Annotated in this window: 17 protein-coding genes; 5 read left to right on the plus strand and 12 right to left on the minus strand. The window is 63.1% G+C overall.

All coding sequences use genetic code 11. From position 1 onward, the window contains the following. The first annotated feature begins 159 nt into the window (after window positions 1–159). The 4 genes from L4923_RS23135 (at window position 160) to L4923_RS23150 (ending at window position 4,466) form a co-directional block, all read left to right on the plus strand. Window positions 160–1,158, plus strand: coding sequence for an ABC transporter ATP-binding protein (locus tag L4923_RS23135; RefSeq protein ID WP_239369456.1), 999 nt, complete (start codon window positions 160–162; stop codon window positions 1,156–1,158). Next, entirely contained in the window at window positions 1,155–2,129 is a 975-nt protein-coding gene (locus tag L4923_RS23140; protein ID WP_239369457.1) for an ABC transporter permease, read from the plus strand. Before L4923_RS23135 ends, L4923_RS23140 begins: the two co-directional genes overlap by 4 nt. After that, window positions 2,119–2,934 carry an ABC transporter permease gene (locus L4923_RS23145; RefSeq protein WP_239369458.1) on the plus strand — a complete coding sequence of 272 codons (816 nt, stop codon included), beginning with the start codon at window positions 2,119–2,121 and terminating at the stop codon, window positions 2,932–2,934. The genes L4923_RS23140 and L4923_RS23145 overlap by 11 nt, the downstream gene beginning before the upstream one ends. 104 nt (window positions 2,935–3,038) lie before the next feature. Then, on the plus strand, window positions 3,039–4,466 hold the full coding sequence (locus L4923_RS23150; RefSeq protein ID WP_239369459.1) for a gamma-aminobutyraldehyde dehydrogenase: 1,428 nt from the start codon (window positions 3,039–3,041) through the stop codon (window positions 4,464–4,466). A gap of 231 nt (window positions 4,467–4,697) precedes the next feature. Here L4923_RS23150 and L4923_RS23155 read toward each other — a convergent pair whose 3' ends face one another. From L4923_RS23155 to L4923_RS23210, 12 genes are all read right to left on the minus strand, one after another. Next, window positions 4,698–5,012: a hypothetical protein gene (locus L4923_RS23155; protein ID WP_239369460.1), complete on the minus strand. Its 315-nt coding sequence runs from the start codon at window positions 5,010–5,012 to the stop codon at window positions 4,698–4,700. A 120-nt stretch (window positions 5,013–5,132) separates the two neighbouring features. Then, window positions 5,133–5,495 carry a nuclear transport factor 2 family protein gene (locus L4923_RS23160; protein WP_239369461.1) on the minus strand — a complete coding sequence of 121 codons (363 nt, stop codon included), beginning with the start codon at window positions 5,493–5,495 and terminating at the stop codon, window positions 5,133–5,135. A gap of 80 nt (window positions 5,496–5,575) precedes the next feature. Beyond that, a complete protein-coding gene (locus L4923_RS23165; protein WP_239369462.1) occupies window positions 5,576–6,049 on the minus strand; it encodes a carboxymuconolactone decarboxylase family protein in 474 nt (157 codons plus the stop codon). 108 nt (window positions 6,050–6,157) lie between these two features. After that, window positions 6,158–7,672, minus strand: coding sequence for an alpha/beta fold hydrolase (locus L4923_RS23170; protein ID WP_239369463.1), 1,515 nt, complete (start codon window positions 7,670–7,672; stop codon window positions 6,158–6,160). A gap of 152 nt (window positions 7,673–7,824) precedes the next feature. Further along, the gene (locus L4923_RS23175) at window positions 7,825–8,139 is read right to left on the minus strand and encodes a formate dehydrogenase subunit delta (RefSeq protein WP_239369464.1); all 315 of its coding nucleotides are present in this window, start codon (window positions 8,137–8,139) and stop codon (window positions 7,825–7,827) included. Further along, window positions 8,129–8,953: a formate dehydrogenase accessory sulfurtransferase FdhD gene (gene fdhD / locus L4923_RS23180; RefSeq protein WP_239369465.1), complete on the minus strand. Its 825-nt coding sequence runs from the start codon at window positions 8,951–8,953 to the stop codon at window positions 8,129–8,131. The genes L4923_RS23175 and fdhD overlap by 11 nt, the downstream gene beginning before the upstream one ends. A 13-nt stretch (window positions 8,954–8,966) precedes the next feature. Continuing rightward, entirely contained in the window at window positions 8,967–11,879 is a 2,913-nt protein-coding gene (gene fdhF, locus L4923_RS23185; protein WP_239369466.1) for a formate dehydrogenase subunit alpha, read from the minus strand. Window positions 11,880–11,889: 10 nt separating this feature from the next. Further along, complete coding sequence (locus tag L4923_RS23190) at window positions 11,890–13,446, minus strand: formate dehydrogenase beta subunit (RefSeq protein ID WP_239369467.1); 1,557 nt, start codon at window positions 13,444–13,446, stop codon at window positions 11,890–11,892. After that, window positions 13,443–13,922 carry a formate dehydrogenase subunit gamma gene (locus tag L4923_RS23195; RefSeq protein WP_239369468.1) on the minus strand — a complete coding sequence of 160 codons (480 nt, stop codon included), beginning with the start codon at window positions 13,920–13,922 and terminating at the stop codon, window positions 13,443–13,445. Before L4923_RS23195 ends, L4923_RS23190 begins: the two co-directional genes overlap by 4 nt. Before the next feature lie 105 nt (window positions 13,923–14,027). Then, the gene (locus L4923_RS23200; RefSeq protein ID WP_239369469.1) at window positions 14,028–14,957 is read right to left on the minus strand and encodes a LysR family transcriptional regulator; all 930 of its coding nucleotides are present in this window, start codon (window positions 14,955–14,957) and stop codon (window positions 14,028–14,030) included. A 69-nt stretch (window positions 14,958–15,026) separates the two neighbouring features. After that, window positions 15,027–15,380, minus strand: a complete 354-nt coding sequence (locus tag L4923_RS23205; RefSeq protein WP_239369470.1) for a nuclear transport factor 2 family protein — start codon at window positions 15,378–15,380, stop codon at window positions 15,027–15,029. 219 nt (window positions 15,381–15,599) lie between these two features. Continuing rightward, window positions 15,600–15,977 carry a VOC family protein gene (locus L4923_RS23210; RefSeq protein ID WP_239369471.1) on the minus strand — a complete coding sequence of 126 codons (378 nt, stop codon included), beginning with the start codon at window positions 15,975–15,977 and terminating at the stop codon, window positions 15,600–15,602. 284 nt (window positions 15,978–16,261) lie between these two features. Between L4923_RS23210 and L4923_RS23215 the strand changes: the two genes are divergently transcribed. Further along, the coding region (locus L4923_RS23215; RefSeq protein WP_239369472.1) for an iron-sulfur cluster assembly protein at window positions 16,262–16,559 on the plus strand (298 nt) is incomplete at its 3' end.

A 16,559-nucleotide genomic window follows, 5' to 3' on the forward strand; every position in this document is an offset into this window, starting at 1 on the left:
GGTGCTCCAGTGGGGCGGGTGGAGAGCTGCGCGAAGCTGAGATTCCCCCGCCCTTCGGCGCAGCCTTCCTTTGAAAGGGAGGTGACCGCGTCTGTCCCCCGGCCGTCGTGCGGCCAGTCAGGACAGGCATGATCGTTTGCAACGATGATCGCGAATGAGATGACCCCAGCTGTTTCCTTCCAGAACGTGGCCCGTCACTTCGGCGCTGTAAAAGCCGTCGACGCGCTCGATCTCGACATTGCGGCAGGCGAATTCTTCGCCATGCTTGGGCCCTCCGGTTCGGGCAAAACGACCTGCCTGCGCCTGATCGCCGGTTTCGAGCAACCCACGGCCGGCACCATCTCGATCTTCGGCGAGCGCGCCGAAGGCGTGCCACCCTACCGGCGCAATGTGAACACCGTTTTCCAGGACTACGCGCTGTTTCCGCATCTCAACGTGCTCGACAACGTCGCCTATGGCCTGATGGTCAAGGGTGTCGGCAAGACCGAACGCCTGAAGGCGGCGGAAGAGGCGCTCGCGCTGGTGCAGTTGCCGGGATACGGCGCACGCCGTCCAGGTCAGCTTTCCGGCGGCCAGCGCCAGCGCGTGGCATTGGCGCGTGCGCTGGTCAACCAGCCCAAGGTGCTGCTGCTCGACGAACCGCTCGGCGCCCTCGACCTGAAGCTGCGCGAAAACATGCAGGAAGAGCTGAAGTCGCTGCAAAAGGCGCTCGGCATCACCTTCGTCTTCGTCACCCACGACCAGGGCGAGGCGCTGTCCATGGCTGACCGTGTCGCCGTCTTCAACGAAGGCAAGATCATGCAGGTGGGTTCGCCGCAGGAAATCTACCAGCGGCCGAAGACACGCTTCGTCGCCGATTTCGTCGGTTCTTCCAACGTTCTGCCGCCGGACTTCGTGCAGCGTTATGCCGGCCAGCGCCGCTGGGGCAGCCTGCGCCCCGAGGCGATCCGTATCACCCGCGACGCGGGCGGCGATGCCATTCAGGCGCGGGTTTCCGGTGTCAGCTATCTCGGCGCCTCCACCCGGCTGGCGCTCGACACGGAAGGGTTGCGCCTGCATGCCAGCGTGCCGTCGGGCTCGACGGTGCCGGAGCAAGGCGACGCCATCGCGTTCACCTTCAATCGCGACGCCATCCACCTGATGGACGAAGCGCCATGAGCATCGCTTCCGTCACCGCCACACGCCAAGCTCCTGTTTCGGCGATCCTGCCTGCCCGTGGCGGCATGCTGGGCGCGCTGTCCGACCTGTTCTGGCGCCGGCCGCGTTTCCTGCTCGCGCTGATGCTACTGCCGCCGCTGCTCTGGCTCGGCATCGTCTATATCGGCTCGCTGTTTGCGCTGCTGCTGCAGAGCTTCTTCTCGATCGACGAGTTCTCCGGCCTCATCAACCGGGAGTTCACGCTCAAGACCTATGCCGAACTGTTACAGGCCGCGAATTTCGACATCATCGTGCGTACGGTTGTGATGGCCGCGCTGGTGACGCTAGCGTCCATCGTCATCGCGTTCCCGATTGCCTATTACGCCGCTCGTTACGCGCAGGGCCGCTGGAAAGCGCTGTTTTACCTGGCCGTGATGCTGCCTTTGTGGTCCAGCTATCTGGTCAAGGTCTACGCCTGGAAGCTGATCCTCGCCAAGGAGGGTATCCTGACCTGGCTGCTCGCCAAGCTGCATCTGCTGTGGCTTCTCGACGGCTGGCTGGCGCTTCCCTATGTCGGCGGCAACTCGCTGTCGGTGTCTGCGACTGGCACCTTCATCGCCTTCGTCTATGTCTGGCTGCCCTTCATGATCCTGCCGATGCAGGCGGCATTGGAACGCGTACCCGGAAACCTGGTGGAAGCGTCGTCGGATCTCGGCGCCTCGCCCGGCCAGACCTTTCGCAATGTTCTGTTCCCGCTGGCGCTGCCCGGCATCGTCGCCGGCTCGATCTTCACCTTCTCACTGACATTGGGCGACTACATCGTGCCGCAGATCATCGGGACGTCCCGCCTCTTCATCGGCCAGGCCGTCTATTCGCAGCAAGGCACCGCGGGCAACATCCCGCTGGCCGCAGCCTTCGCGGTGGTGCCCATCGTCATCATGGGGTTCTATCTGTGGGGCGCCAAGCGCATGGGGGCTTTCGATGCGCTCTGACCGCAGCCAGTCGGCCCCGCTCGGCCTGAAGATCGCCGCCACCTGCGGCCTGCTCTTTCTGCACCTGCCGATCCTGCTGATCTTCATCTACGCCTTCACCACCGAAGAGAAGAGCTACCAGTGGCCGCCGCCCGGTCTCACCACGCAATGGCTGGCCGTCACCTGGAACCGGCCGGATGTCTGGGAAGCGCTGTCGCTTTCGGTCAGGGTGGCTGCGATATCGACACTGGTTGCCCTAGTCCTTGGCACGCTGTGCGCGGCGGCCGTCTCGCGCTCGCGTTTCTTCGGCCGGGAGACTGTATCGCTGCTGGTCATATTGCCGATCGCGCTGCCCGGCATCATCACCGGCATCGCGCTGCGCTCGGCCTTCTCGCTCACCGACATACCGTTCTCATTTTGGACGATCGTGCTTGGCCACGCCACCTTCTGCGTGGTGGTGGTCTATAACAACGCCGTCGCCCGCTTCCGCAGAACGTCGGGCTCGCTGATCGAAGCGTCCTACGATCTCGGCGCCGACGGCTTCCAGACCTTCCGGTATGTGGTGCTGCCCAACATCGCCACGGCGTTGCTTGCCGGCGGCATGCTCGCCTTCGCGCTGAGCTTCGACGAAGTCATCGTCACTACTTTCACAGCCGGCCAGCAGCAGACGTTGCCGATCTGGATGTTGGAGGAACTGATCAGGCCGCGCCAGCGTCCGGTCACCAACGTCGTCGCCATGGTCGTGGTGCTGGTGACGCTGCTGCCCATCCTGCTTGCCTATTACCTCACCCGCGACGGCGACCAGGTCGCCGGGTCGGGGAAATGAAAATGAGCGAGTAGGGAGTAGCGAATAGCGAATAGGGGGCATTCGGTTCCCGCTACTCGCTACTCGCCATTCGCTACTCGCTCCCAAAAAAGGGAGTGACCATCATGGATACCGAGATGCTGATCGGTGCTGCGTTCGAAAAGGGCGCCGAGGCCGAGGAAGCCGTGCTGAACCCGCGCACCGGCGCGACCATTCTCAGTTTGGCCGAGGCCAGCGAAGCGCAGATCGAACGCGCGGTCGTGGCAGCCGAAAAGGCCTTTGCCGGGTGGTCGCGCACCACGCCGGCGCAGCGCGCCGGCTATCTGCTCAAGATCGCCGACCGGATCGAGGCCGAAGCGCAGCAATTCGCTGCACTGGAGGCGTTGAACTGCGGCAAGCCGATCAATGCCGTGCTGAACGATGAAATCCCCGCCATCGTCGATTGCTATCGTTTCTTCGCCGGTGCGGTGCGCTCCATGCCCGGCCAGGTGGCGGGTGAATATCTGCCTGGCCACACCTCGATGATCCGCCGCGACCCGATCGGCATCGTCGCCTCGATCGCGCCGTGGAACTATCCGCTGATGATGATGGCGTGGAAACTGGCCCCGGCGATCGCCGGCGGCAACACGGTGGTGTTCAAGCCGTCGGAACAGACGCCACTCACCGCGCTGAAGCTGTCCCGCATCCTGGCTGAGATCCTGCCCGAGGGCGTCGTCAATGTCGTGCTTGGGCGCGGCGAAAGCGTCGGCAGTCCACTCATCAACCATCCCAAGATCAACATGATCTCGATTACCGGCGACATCGCCACCGGCAAGAAGGTGCTGCAGGCGGCTGCCAAATCGGTCAAGCGCACCCATCTGGAACTCGGCGGCAAGGCGCCGGTCATCGTTTTCGACGATGCCGATCTCGACGCCGTCGTCACCGGCCTGCGCGCCTTCGGCTACTACAATGCTGGTCAGGACTGCACCGCCGCTTGCCGTATCTATGCCGGCAAGAAGATCTACGACAAGCTGGTCTCCGAACTCTCGTCAGCGGTATCGACCATCAAATACGATCAGGCCGACGACACCGAGAACGAGATCGGGCCGCTGATCTCGCGGCGCCAGCGCGACCGTGTCGCTTCCTTCGTCGAGCGCGCTTCTGAGCTGAAGCACATTGAGATCACCACCGGCGGCAAGCCGGGTGAAGGATCGGGCTTCTACTTCCAGCCCACCGTCGTCGCCGGCGCCCTGCAGGACGACGAGATCGTGCGCCGCGAAGTGTTCGGGCCTGTTGTCTCCGTCACCCGCTTCTCGGATGTCGACGAGGCGGTCGGCTGGGCCAATGACAGCGATTACGGCCTTGCCTCTTCCGTGTGGACCAAGGACATCTCGCGCGCCATGGCCACCGCCGCCCGCCTGCAATATGGCTGCACCTGGATCAACACCCACTTCATGCTGACCAATGAGATGCCGCATGGCGGCCTCAAGCAGTCCGGCTACGGCAAGGACATGTCGGTCTATGCGCTGGAAGACTACACCGCCGTGCGCCACGTCATGGTGGCGCATGGGTAGAGCAATTCCAGGAAAAGTGTGTAACGGTTTTCCGTCCGGAATTGCGTAAAACAAAAAGTTAGAGCGTTTCCGTGAAAAAACGGAAACGCTCTGGGGTTCTTCTCCCGTTCACGGGGAGAAGATGCCGGCAGTCAGATGAAGGGCTGCACGAACTCGCCAGGATTGGTTCTGCCCCTCATCCGGCCCCTTCGGGCCGCCTTCTCCCGTGAACGGGGAGAAGGAAGAGGTGCACTACTCCACCACGCGGAAGATCTGCCAAAGGCTGGAGCCCGACACGACGAAGGGCTCCAAGCTCTTGCCCCATTTGGCATGGGCGTCGATCTTGCTGATCTTGGCGAAGAATTCCTCCAGTCTGGCCAGGCTCTCGACCTGGTGGTGCGTCTCGATCGTCGCCTCACGCGCGCCGATCGATCCGGTCATGATCTGGAATTTGAGGTCTTCGATGCTGGCCTGCGACCCGATCTCGCGTTCCCATTGCTGCATCATCTCGAGCACGGTCTGCTTGTGCCCGAATTTGGCGTCGATCTGCCATCTGGCGCTGAACATGTTGGGTCTCCTCCCTGATTTTTGCCCTAATCCCGAAAGAGCGGATGCTCGGTAAGGTCGAGTTCGGGCGCTGAACCAAAGCCCCATCCCGGTTTGACTGGGGTGGGCCTTGCCATCGGTCTACTCGTCCCAGGCCTGCACGACCGTCTGCCGTGCGATGAGGCCGTTCTTCAGCTCGAGTGTCGCCGCACAGAACACCTTCGTGCCGTCTGGATAGGCACAAGCCTGGGTGAAGGCGAGGTTGTCGCCCTCGGCGATGGTGGTGTCGACCTTATGCGTCATGGCCCGGCTGCAGATATCGTCCCAGAAGGTGCTGATCGCTGCGCGGCCGCGGATCTCACGCGGCTTGCTCGGCGGATTGTTGCGGTCGATCACCCGCACCAGTGCATCGTCGGCGTAGAAACTCGACAACAGCTTGCCGTCGCGCCCCTCGATCGCCTGCTTGATCGAAGCGCCATCCACTGCTTTTGTCTTGGTCAGCATTTTTGATCTCCATACCCGTTTGAGCGAGTGTTCGATTTCGATCGGTTGCCGCCCGGCGCCTATCGCCGGGCAGCTTGTCGTCACTGCGACTTCGCCTTGGCGGCAGCGAGAAGTTCGTCGGTCTGCTTCTTGAAGGTCGCGAAATCGACCTGGCTGCCGTTGAGCATCGTGGACCAGTGGCGCACGATCGCTGCCATCGCCACGGCTTCCTTAATCTCCTCGTCGCTCGCGCCATTGGCCTTGGCTGCCAGCGTGTGGAAATAGATGCAGTATTGGCATGGGATCTGTGCGGCCACCGCGAGTCCCATCAGTTCCTTGGTTTTGCCGTTGAGAGCCGTGTTTGGATTGAGCTGGACCCCTTTGATCTCAGCCCATGCGCCGGCCACGGCCACGTCCGGCAATGTCCTGAACATGTCGGGCACCGAGCCGAGCGTGGCCTGGATGTCCTTATAGGCTGCGGTCGCCGAAGCATCTTCGGCCCGCGCCGGCGAAACGGCCAGCAATGCAACTGTTGCCAATGCGAGTAGTCCGGTCTTGCCAGTCAGTCTCAGCATTTCATCCTCCATTCGCAGTGCCGTTACGGCGACATCGCCCTGGCCTGCATGGAGCAAATCGTAGCCCTCAAGACACTTCGAGCGCTTCGCTCGAAAGCGCCATGGCTCTCATGGCCCTTCCGGGCCAGCATGCCTGGCCGAAAAGGCCGCCGCTGCCGCCCGTGATGGCAGGTCGAGCTTGAGCAATATGTTGGCGACGTGCCGCTTCACCGTATGTTCGCTCAGCTTCAGTGCTGCGGCGATTGCCGCGTTGCTCTTGCCGTCGGCGATCAGGCTCACCACCTCGCTTTCCCGTGCCGTCAGTGCCGCCGGCTCCGCGGGCCTGGCTTTGGAGCGGCAAGCCGGCTCCAGATGCTGTTCCGAGGTCGCCTGCACCACCGGCAGCGGTTCGCCCAATTCGTCCAGGGTGATTCGGCCTGCGTCGACGAAGTGCAGGCCGGAACCCACCGCGAGATCGGCGACCAGCCTCGAGGCGATGATGTCGCCCCGCCCGGCATGGATAGCCAGTTGCATTGTCACCCGGGCCGTAAGCCCGACGGGCTGGCCGCGCAATTCGATCTCTCCGACGTGAATGCCTTGCGCACTCGCCACCCCGATCTGCTGCGCCACCTCCCGCAACGCCGCCGCGCAGCGTATGGCGCGTGCCGGTCCGTCGAAGCGCGCAATCATCAGCTCGCCATGCGGGCCGCCGACGCGTCCTCCGTGGCGGCCGACCAGCAGCCGCCACGTCTCGTGGAAGCGCTGGCGCCGTTCACTCCACATGCGGTCACCGAGCTTGGCCGTGTCGTAGATGCGCGTCGCCAGCAGTGCGGCGAGCACGCGCTCGGTATCGGCCACTGCCGGCTGGCCCGTCAGGAATTCCTCCATGATGTCGGCCACCCGGTCGACGTCTCCGGTCCAGACCGGATGATCGCGACCGGGGATCTCGACAAGCCGGGCACCTCGGATATTCCTGGCGAGGAAGCGGCTGGCCTCCGGGTCTACACGGACATCGCTACGGCGATGGATGAGCAGCGTCGGTACGCGGATCGTCGAAAGGATGCCGCGCATGTCGATCCCGGCATCCAGGCGGGCGAGAGACGACGCGGCGGTCGGGCTGGCCGACAGCCTTTCGAACCGCGCCCACCATTGGATAAAATGCGCATCCTCCATCCGGCCTGGCGCGAAACCGGGCAAGGTGGCGCCGGTGCCCCATGCGGTCTCTGCCGTTTCGATGAAGGCCTCCAGACGCTCCGGCGGCATCACCCATTTGTGGAAATGCGCGTAGCCCCCATAGAGAACCAGTGCTCGCGTTCGCTCCGGATAGGTGGCGGCGAACAGCATCGCGATCGGCGCGCCTTCAGAGGCGCCGAGCAGTGCAGCGCGGCCGCTGCCCACCGCGTCCATCACGGCGCGCACGTCGTCCATGCGGGTCTCAACGCTGGGCAGGTGACGGCTGTCGATGCGGTCGGAAAGCCCCGTGCCGCGCTTGTCGAACAGGATCAGTCGCGAGAAGGTGGAGAGCCGCTTCAGCAGGCGGCTGTAACCCTCGTCTTCCCATTGCAGGTCGAGATTTGAGATGAAGCCCGGCACGAAGACGAGGTCGAGCGCGCCTTGACCGGCCACCTGATAGGCGATCCGCACATCCCCGCTTCGTGCATATCTCGTCTCGATCGGCCTCATGCATTGCCCGCTCGGCCAGACGATATCGATCGTCGACCATAACAGGATCCAGCCCGATGCGGCAGACTATTTTTATATACTGAAAATAGGTGAAGAGAGGAAAGCGCCGCTACTTACTTCGGCGGAGCGGCGCCTTCCGCCTCCGTCGGTCTGGTATAGCCAAGGTTCTTGTCGGCCTGCTCCGGCGTGAGCGGACGTCTGATCTTGGCCGAGGCGGCGACAACCAGTTCGTCAAATTCCGATGATCCGCTGTCCAGCATTTCGAAAAACTGCCGGCGCATGCGCGGCTCCCAGAACTTGTTGATGTGCTCGGCCACACCGGTCAAGCCTTCCTCGCGCGGCTTGGAATGGAAGAAGGTTGCGATCTGGTTGGCCATGCGCACCAGCTTCTCGCTGGTGGAGGTGACATGATCCTCATCATGCAACATGTTTGGAAGCTCCGCTGCTGACCCGCTCGGGGCGAGTGAAGATGTCGAACTCGTCGCCACGCACCAGCGCCACCAGTGTCATGCCGGCTGCTTCGGCAGTGCGGATGGCGAGTGCGGTCGGTGCTGAAACCGCGATGATGAAGGGCGCGCCGATCGCGGCCGTCTTCTGCACCATCTCGACCGAGACACGCGAGGTAACGACAACCGCGCCGGTAGCACCATCGATGCCGGCCTTGGCCAATGCACCCGCCAATTTATCCAGCGCATTGTGTCGGCCGACGTCTTCTCTCGCGGCGACAATGCCTGTGCCCGGCAGGTAGAAGCCGGCGGCATGCACGGCGCCCGTCTCGGCATGCAGCGGCTGCTGTTTCGAAAGCGCCCTTACGGCACCGGTGATGTCTTCGGCGCTCAGCGTGAGTTTGGAGCGGTCGACCGCTTCGACCGAGCGCATCGCTTCCTCGATCGATTCGATGCCACACAGTCCGCAACCGACCGGGCCTGCCAGCCGCCGGCGCCGTGCTTCGAACCGCGTGTTCGCCTTGTCCTTCAGCCGGATCTGGATGTCGATGCCGGCTTCGACATCTTGCACTTCGAAGGATTCGATCTCCTCGGGTGAACCGATGATGCCTTCGGTGAGTGAGAAGCCGAGTGCAAAATCCTCGAAATCGGCCGGCGAGGCCATCATCACCGCATGCGTGGTGCCGGCGTATGAAAGTGCCACCGGCGTTTCCTCCGGCACCATGCGCGCAGCCGCATTGGTTCCGCCGGCACGGCGGGCAATGCGGGTTGTCGACGTGGTGGCCGGACGAATCATGTCGGCGCTGTTCTCACTCCGCAGCTTCGAGGTGACCCTTGATGCGCCGGCTCTGGCGGGCCTGCTCATTGTAGTCCTTCTGCCATTCGGTCGGGCCGTTGGACGGCGCCACCTGCACGGCAGTGACCTTGTATTCCGGACAGTTCGTTGCCCAGTCCGAGAAGTCGGTGGTGATCACGTTGGCCTGCGTGTCCGGATGGTGGAAGGTCGTATAGACCACGCCCGGCGAGACACGATCGGTGATCAGCGCACGCAGCGTCGTCTCGCCCGAACGGCTTGCCAGCCGCACCCAGTCGCCGTCGCGGATGCCGCGGTTCTCGGCGTCGTGAGGGTGGATTTCCAGCCGGTCCTCCGAATGCCACATGGAATTCTCGGTGCGCCGGGTCTGCGCGCCGACATTGTATTGCGAGAGGATGCGGCCGGTGGTCAGAAGCAGCGGATAACGTGGTCCGGTGCGCTCGTCCGTCGCCACATATTCGGTACGGATGAACTTGCCCTTGCCGCGCACGAAACCGTCGACATGCATGATGGGTGTGCCGAGCGGCGCCTTTTCGTTGCAGGGCCACTGTACGGAACCGACGCGGTCGAGCAGTTCGAAGGAGACGCCGGCAAAGCTCGGCGTCGTCTTGGCGATCTCGTCCATGATCTGCGAGGGATGCGTATAGTTCCAGTCCAGCCCGATGGCCCGGGCAAGCTCCTGCGTCGCTTCCCAGTCGGCGTAACGCGCCTTCGGCTCGAGTACCTTGCGCACCATGTTGATGCGGCGTTCCGCGTTGGTGAAGGTGCCGTCCTTCTCCAGGAAGGTCGATCCCGGCAGGAAGACGTGGGCGTAGTTGGCGGTCTCGTTCAGGAAGAGATCGTGCACGACCACGCATTCCATCGCGGCAAGGCCGGCGGCTACGTGCTTGGTGTCGGGGTCGGACTGCAGGATGTCTTCGCCCTGGATGTAGATGCCCTTGAACGAGCCGTCGACGGCAGCATCCAGCATGTTGGGAATGCGCAGGCCAGGCTCATCGTCCAGCTTCACGCCCCACAAGCTTTCATAGATGTCGCGCACGGCCTCGCCGGAGATGTGGCGATAGCCGGGAAGCTCGTGCGGGAAGGAGCCCATGTCGCATGAGCCCTGCACGTTGTTCTGGCCGCGCAACGGATTCACGCCGACGCCTGGACGGCCGATATTGCCGGTGGCCATGGCAAGGTTGGCGATCGCCATCACCGTGGTCGAGCCCTGGCTGTGCTCGGTGACGCCGAGGCCGTAGTAGATCGCGCCGTTGCCGCCCTTGGCGTAGAGACGGGCCGCGCCGCGAACCAGCTCCGGGTCGACGCCGGTCAGCTTGCTGACGGCTTCGGGGCTGTTCTCGGGCAGGGCGACGAAAGACGCCCAGTCCTGGAATTCCGCCCAGTCGCAGCGCTCGCGGATGAAGGCCTCGTCGAACAGACCCTCGGTAACGATCACATGCGCAAGCGACGTCAGCACGGCAACGTTGGTGCCGGGCTTCAGCGGCAGGTGATAGGCGGCCTCAATATGCGGCGACTTCACCATCTCGGTGCGGCGCGGATCGATCACGATCAGCTTGGCGCCCTGACGCAACCGCTTCTTCAGCCGCGAAGCGAAGACCGGGTGGGCGGAAGCGGGATTGGCGCCGATGATAAGGGCGACATCGGTGAATTCTACGGAATCGAAATCCTGCGTGCCGGCAGAGGTGCCATAGGTCTGGCCGAGCCCATAGCCGGTCGGTGAGTGGCAGACGCGGGCGCAGGTGTCGACATTGTTGTTGAGGAAGCCCTGGCGCACCAGCTTCTGGACGAGATAGGTCTCTTCATTCGTGCAGCGCGAAGAGGTGATGCCGCCGACGGCGCCGCGTCCATACTGATACTGGATGCGGCGGAATTCCTTGGCTGTGTGGGCGATCGCCTCTTCCCAGCTCACTTCCCGCCACGGATCGGTGATCTTTTCGCGGATCATCGGCGACAGGATGCGATCCTTGTGCGTGGCGTAGCCATAGGCGAAGCGGCCCTTCACGCAGGAATGGCCGTGGTTTGCCTTGCCGTCCTTGTAAGGCATCATGCGGACGACTTCGTCATCCTTCACTTCGGCCTTGAACGAGCAGCCGACGCCGCAATAGGCGCAGGTGGTGACAGCCGAGCGCTCCGGCATGCCTTTTTCCAGCACCGTCTTTTCGCGCAGCGCGTCTGTCGGGCAGGCCTGCACGCAGGCGCCGCAGGAGACGCATTCGGAGGCGATGAAGTCCTCGTGCATGCCGGCGACCATGCGCGATTCGAAGCCGCGACCCTCGATGGTCAAGGCGAAGGTGCCTTGCACTTCCTCGCAGGCGCGCACGCAGCGCGAGCAGACGATGCACTGCGCCGGATCATAGCTGAAATAGGGGTTTGAATCGTCGCGGGCGATGTAGTCGACCGCCAGTGAACCGTGGCCGGGAGCAACGCCGTTCTCATGAACGTGGTTACGGCCTTCGACACCGTAGCGGTTCTCGGTCAGGCCGACCGATTTGGCCACCGCGTCGAACTCGCTGGCGCCGGTACCGGCCTGTTCGTTCCAGCCGGCAGGATGGTCGGAAACATAGAGCTCCATGACACCGCGGCGGATGGCGTCGAGCCGGTCGGTCTGCGTGTGCACGACCATGCCTTCGCCGACCGGGGTCGTGCAGGAGGCCGGAGTGCCGTTGCGGCCTTCGATCTCGACAAGGCAGATTCGGCAGGAGCCGAAGGAATCCAGCATGTCGGTGGCGCAGAGCTTCGGGATCTCGACGCCGCCTTCCATCGCCGCGCGCATGATCGACGTGCCTTCCGGCACGGTGATGCTGCGACCGTCGACGGTCAGCGTGACCTGCTTTTCTGCCTTCGACTCGGGCGTTCCATAGTCGATCTCTTCGATGAGCGTCGGGAAGTCGGCCTTGATGTTCATCTGCCAGCTCCTATTCCGCAGCCACGCGCGCCGGCGTCGGCTTGAAATCTTCGGGGAAATGGGTGATCGCGCTCATGACGGGATAGGGCGTGAAGCCACCCAGCGCGCATAGCGATCCAAATTTCATGGTGTTGCAGAGGTCGGTCACCAGCGCGAGGCTCTTTTCCGGTTCGATGCCGGCGGCGAGCCTGTCGATGACCTCCATGCCGCGCGTCGAACCGATGCGGCAGGGGGTGCATTTGCCGCAGCTTTCGATGGCGCAGAATTCCATGGCGAAACGTGCCATCTTCAGCATGTCGGCGGTATCGTCGAACACCGTGATGCCCGCATGGCCGATAAGGCCGTCGCGCTTGGCGAATTCTTCATAGTCGAACGGCGTATCGAACAGTTCGCGCGGGAAATAGGCACCGAGCGGCCCGCCCACCTGCACGGCCTTGACCGGCCGGCCCGAGCGGGTGCCGCCGCCGATCTCGTCGACGATCTCGCCCAAGGTCAGGCCGAAGGCAATCTCGAACAGGCCGCCATGCTTGACGTTGCCGGCGATCTGGATCGGGATCGTGCCGCGCGAGCGGCCCATGCCGAAATCTTTGTAGAAAGCCGCGCCCTTGTCCATGATGACCGGCACGGAAGCCAGCGAGATGACGTTGTTGATCACCGTCGGCTTGCCGAACAGGCCCTGGATCGCCGGCAGCGGCGGCTTGGCACGCACCACGCCGCGCTTGCCTTCCAGCGAATTCAGCAGGGAGGTTTCCTCGCCGCAGACATAGGCGCCGGCGCCGACACGGATCTCGATGTCGAAGGCATTTGGCGAGCCGAGCACGGTGGCGCCGAGCACGCCGGCCTTGCGGGCGACCTCGACGGCCTTGTTCATCGTCGCCACCGCGTGCGGATATTCCGAGCGGATATAGACGAAACCCTTGGTAGCGCCCGTGGCGATGCCGGCGATGGTCATGCCTTCGATCAGCACGAACGGATCGCCTTCCATGATCATGCGGTCAGCGAAAGTGGCGCTGTCGCCTTCGTCGGCGTTGCAGACGATGTATTTGCGGTCGGCTGCCGTGTCCAGCACCGTCTTCCACTTGATGCCGGTCGGGAAGCCGGCGCCGCCGCGTCCGCGCAGGCCGGATTCGGTCACTTGGCTGACGATGTCGAGCGGTGCCATCGCCACGGCCTTGCGCAAGCCGTCGAGACCGCCATGTGCCTCATAATCTTCCAGCGATACGGGGTCGGTGATGCCGCAGCGGGCGAAGGTCAGCCGCGTCTGCTTGGCGAAGAAGGGGATCTCTTCCGGATCGCCCAGCGCCAGCCTGTGCTGGCCACCGGTGAGGAAGCCTGCATCGAACAGGCCTTTCACATCACCAGCCTTTACCGGCCCGTAGGCGCGACGGCCTTCTGCCGTTTCCACCTCGACCATCGGCTCCAGGAAATAAGCGCCGCGCGAGCCGTTGCGCACGATCTTCGCGGCGATGCCGCGTTCCGCCAGTTCCTGGGCCGTTGCCTTGGCAACCTTTTCGGCGCCGAGCGCCAGGGCGCCCGAGTCGCCCGGGATGTAGATGATCGCGCTCATCGGCGTACCTCCGCGACGATCTCGTCGATCGCCTCGTCGTCCAGCCTGCCGATTACCTGGCCGTCCAGCATTGCCGACGGCGCACAGGCGCACAGTCCGAGGCAATAGACCGGCTCCAGTGTAACAGAATTGTCCCTGGCCGTCTCGTGGAAGCCTATTCCAAGCGCCTGCTTGACCTTGGCGGCGACCGCATCCGAGCCCATCGACTGACAGGCCTCGGCCTGGCAGAGCTTCAGCACATGGCGTCCGGCGGGCTGCTTGCGGTAGTCGTGATAGAAGGTGGCGACGCCGTGAACCTCGGCGCGGGAGAGGTTGAGTGCATCGGCGATCACCAGCAGCGATTCCTGCGGTACATAGCCGAACTCTTCCTGAACGCCGTGCAGGATCGGCAGCAACGGACCTTCGAGGTCCTTCATTTCGCTGATCACCGCGGCGGTGCGTGCCGCTATCTCGGTACTTGCAGGCTGCAACGACATGCAGCGCCCTCCCTGACACCGCGCCCTTTGGGCGCCATTGGCCTATTAAAAGCTATCCAAACCCCTGGAATCAATAAAGCTGTTTCGTCAGATGATAAAAATTTTCTATCGATTGCGGGTCGAGCCGACCTTAGCGGCAGCCTCGCGGCGCAGATTGCCTGCCAGCGCCGTCGCCTCGTCAAGCAGCGCCTGCACCAGCGGCGTCTGCGGATCGCGCGGCGCCGTGACCAGTCCGACCGCATGGCGCGCATCCGGCTCGACAATGGGGATGGCCCGGATCGGTTCGGAAAAACCGAATGTTTCCGCCAGGTTGAGTGGCATGATCGATGACCACTTGCCGGTACGGATATGCGAGAACAGCACGATCATGGAGTTGCTCTCCAAGGTGGGGCGCACCTGCACGCCGGCTTCCGCCAGGTGCTGGTCGATGATGCGGCGGTTCTGCATGTCGGGCGTGAGCAGGCAGAGCGGCAGGCTCGATACTTCCTCCCAGGTCACCTGATCGCGATCGGAATATTCGGTTCCTGCCGCCGTGATGAGCTGATAGCGTTCGTCATAGAGCGGCACGCTGGTCACGCGCCCCAGCGGTTCGTTGTCGAGATAGGTGATGCCGGCGTCGATATCGAGATTGCCGAGCAGCGACAACACCTCGATCGAGGTGCGCGACAGCACCGAGAAGGTGACGCCGGGATGCTTTTCGCGGAAGGGTGTGGTCAGCCTTGCCACCATGGCAAGCGCGGTCGGAATGGCGGCAATGCGGATGCGGCCGGAAAGGCCGTGCTTGGCCGCGCGCATCTCCTCCTTCATCGAACGCGTATCGCTGACGATGCGTCGGGCCCAGGTCAGCACCTGCACACCCTCCGGCGTCAGGCCCTGGAAACGCGACCCGCGCTTCACCAGCATGACGCCGAGCTGGTCTTCCAATTGCTTGATGCCGGCCGACAGGGTCGGCTGCGTCACCCCGCACATCTCGGCTGCGCGCCCGAAATGTTCCTCGCGGGCCAGGGCAATGAAAAATTCAAGCTTGTCGATCATGCGGCGGAAGCATACTGGCAAAACGCCGCCGCGCCAGCAGCCCGAAGACCGTTTCTTTAGGGCAGGACGTCAGTAGTAGAAGCGCTCCTCGACGATCTTGCCGTCCTTGACCGTGTAGACGCCGACCTCATCCATTTTGACGCGCTCGCCGGTGGACTTTGGCGTGACGTCCATCGTGAAACGCAGGGCGAACTGGTCGCCATTGATATAGGGGCCTTCGACGGAACCGCTGTGGACTTCGTGGTTTTCCGTCCACCAGTCGCTCTTCTGTTTGACAGCCTCTCTACCCTCACAGACGGCCATTGGACCTTCCATGGCTTCGTAGCTCACAATGGTGTCGGCATTGTACTTTTCGGCGGCTCCCTTGTGGTCGTTTTGCTTCAGCAAATGCGTGAAGTCGTTGGCAAGCTCGGTGATGTTCATGATCGGCTCCTGGAGATCTGAAATCTGCGGCCTCTTCCAGTCTGAATGATGCATCCTGCGCCGCGTGATGTCGACGCGGCAGCCGCATGTCAGCTGACAGATATCGCCAATGGACCGAGTGTTTTCTGCCGGTTCGAAACCATGTGAGGACGGGAAACGCCTGTAACGCTGCAGGGCGCCAGCCGGCAGCATTGCTGCGCGCCGGCTGGCGCGTTTGAACTATTGATCGATCACATTCAGGATATTGCCGTCCGGATCCTTGAACCAGGCAACCTTCATGCCGTGGCCGACATGGATATCGCCGTCTAGCGTGGTGCCCGGCATGTCGTAATGCTCGAACGGTACGCCTTTCGACCTCAGGTCCTTGACGATGCTGTCGATCTCCTGGCCGACGGACCACGTGACGGAGGTCGCCTTGTTGGTGCCCGCAAACTCCGAGCGATAGACGACAATCACCGATTCGCCGCTTTTCAAGACAAGGACGTCGTCGTCCATGTGCGAGACCTCTTCCAGCCCCAATATGCCTTGATAGAAGGCGCGTGCGGCTTTGACATCGCGGACGGCGATGTTGGCGGCTGCATTGTTGTTGGAAAGCATCTGCAATCTCCCTTGCTGTGGTTGGTCCGCCGAAGGCCCCGTCGGAGGAGAAGCCGGTGGCGAACAGATTGTGTGCTTCCTGAGGACGGATGAACTGGCCCTATTCCGACAGAACAGGCGGATTTATCTGTTGGTCTCGAGCGTTTCCGCGTTTCGCGAAACTATTCATGTCTCCACTTTGCGCAATTCTGGACGCAAACCCGCTGCGCGGTTTTGGCTGGAATTGCCCGAGTGCGGGAAGTGCACTATCTCAGGCCCAAGCAACAGACAGAAGAAGCAGCAGCATGTCCGTCACCAAGGAAGCCGTCATTGAACGCCTGAAGACGATCAGCGGGCCGGATTTCTCCGGCAACATCGTCGATCTCGGCATGGTGTCGGAAATCTTCATCGCCGATGCCAAGGTGTTCTTCTCGATCACCGTGCCGGCGGCCCGCGCCCAGGAAATGGAACCGCTGCGCGCGGCTGCCGAGCGTGTGGTGAAAGCCATCCCAGGTGTCGCCGGCGCGGTCGTGGCGCTGACGGCCGAGAAAAAGAGCGGCGGCATGGAAGCGCCGGTTCCGCAGCGTCCGGCGGCCCCCCGCC

The organism is Terribium retamae (assembly GCF_022347545.1).
Taxonomy (GTDB): Bacteria; Pseudomonadota; Alphaproteobacteria; order Rhizobiales; family Rhizobiaceae; genus Mesorhizobium; species Mesorhizobium retamae.

Bases quoted from the DNA above. Each gene is read 5' to 3' on its own strand.
- L4923_RS23135 (WP_239369456.1), top strand. From the start codon at position 160: ATGACCCCAGCTGTTTCCTTCCAGAACGTGGCCCGTCACTTCGGCGCT.
- L4923_RS23140 (WP_239369457.1), top strand. From the start codon at position 1,155: ATGAGCATCGCTTCCGTCACCGCCACACGCCAAGCTCCTGTTTCGGCG.
- L4923_RS23145 (WP_239369458.1), top strand. From the start codon at position 2,119: ATGCGCTCTGACCGCAGCCAGTCGGCCCCGCTCGGCCTGAAGATCGCC.
- L4923_RS23150 (WP_239369459.1), top strand. From the start codon at position 3,039: ATGGATACCGAGATGCTGATCGGTGCTGCGTTCGAAAAGGGCGCCGAG.
- L4923_RS23155 (WP_239369460.1), bottom strand. From the start codon at position 5,012: ATGTTCAGCGCCAGATGGCAGATCGACGCCAAATTCGGGCACAAGCAG.
- L4923_RS23160 (WP_239369461.1), bottom strand. From the start codon at position 5,495: ATGCTGACCAAGACAAAAGCAGTGGATGGCGCTTCGATCAAGCAGGCG.
- L4923_RS23165 (WP_239369462.1), bottom strand. From the start codon at position 6,049: ATGCTGAGACTGACTGGCAAGACCGGACTACTCGCATTGGCAACAGTT.
- L4923_RS23175 (WP_239369464.1), bottom strand. From the start codon at position 8,139: ATGTTGCATGATGAGGATCATGTCACCTCCACCAGCGAGAAGCTGGTG.
- fdhD (WP_239369465.1), bottom strand. From the start codon at position 8,953: ATGATTCGTCCGGCCACCACGTCGACAACCCGCATTGCCCGCCGTGCC.
- fdhF (WP_239369466.1), bottom strand. From the start codon at position 11,879: ATGAACATCAAGGCCGACTTCCCGACGCTCATCGAAGAGATCGACTAT.
- L4923_RS23190 (WP_239369467.1), bottom strand. From the start codon at position 13,446: ATGAGCGCGATCATCTACATCCCGGGCGACTCGGGCGCCCTGGCGCTC.
- L4923_RS23195 (WP_239369468.1), bottom strand. From the start codon at position 13,922: ATGTCGTTGCAGCCTGCAAGTACCGAGATAGCGGCACGCACCGCCGCG.
- L4923_RS23200 (WP_239369469.1), bottom strand. From the start codon at position 14,957: ATGATCGACAAGCTTGAATTTTTCATTGCCCTGGCCCGCGAGGAACAT.
- L4923_RS23205 (WP_239369470.1), bottom strand. From the start codon at position 15,380: ATGAACATCACCGAGCTTGCCAACGACTTCACGCATTTGCTGAAGCAA.
- L4923_RS23210 (WP_239369471.1), bottom strand. From the start codon at position 15,977: ATGCTTTCCAACAACAATGCAGCCGCCAACATCGCCGTCCGCGATGTC.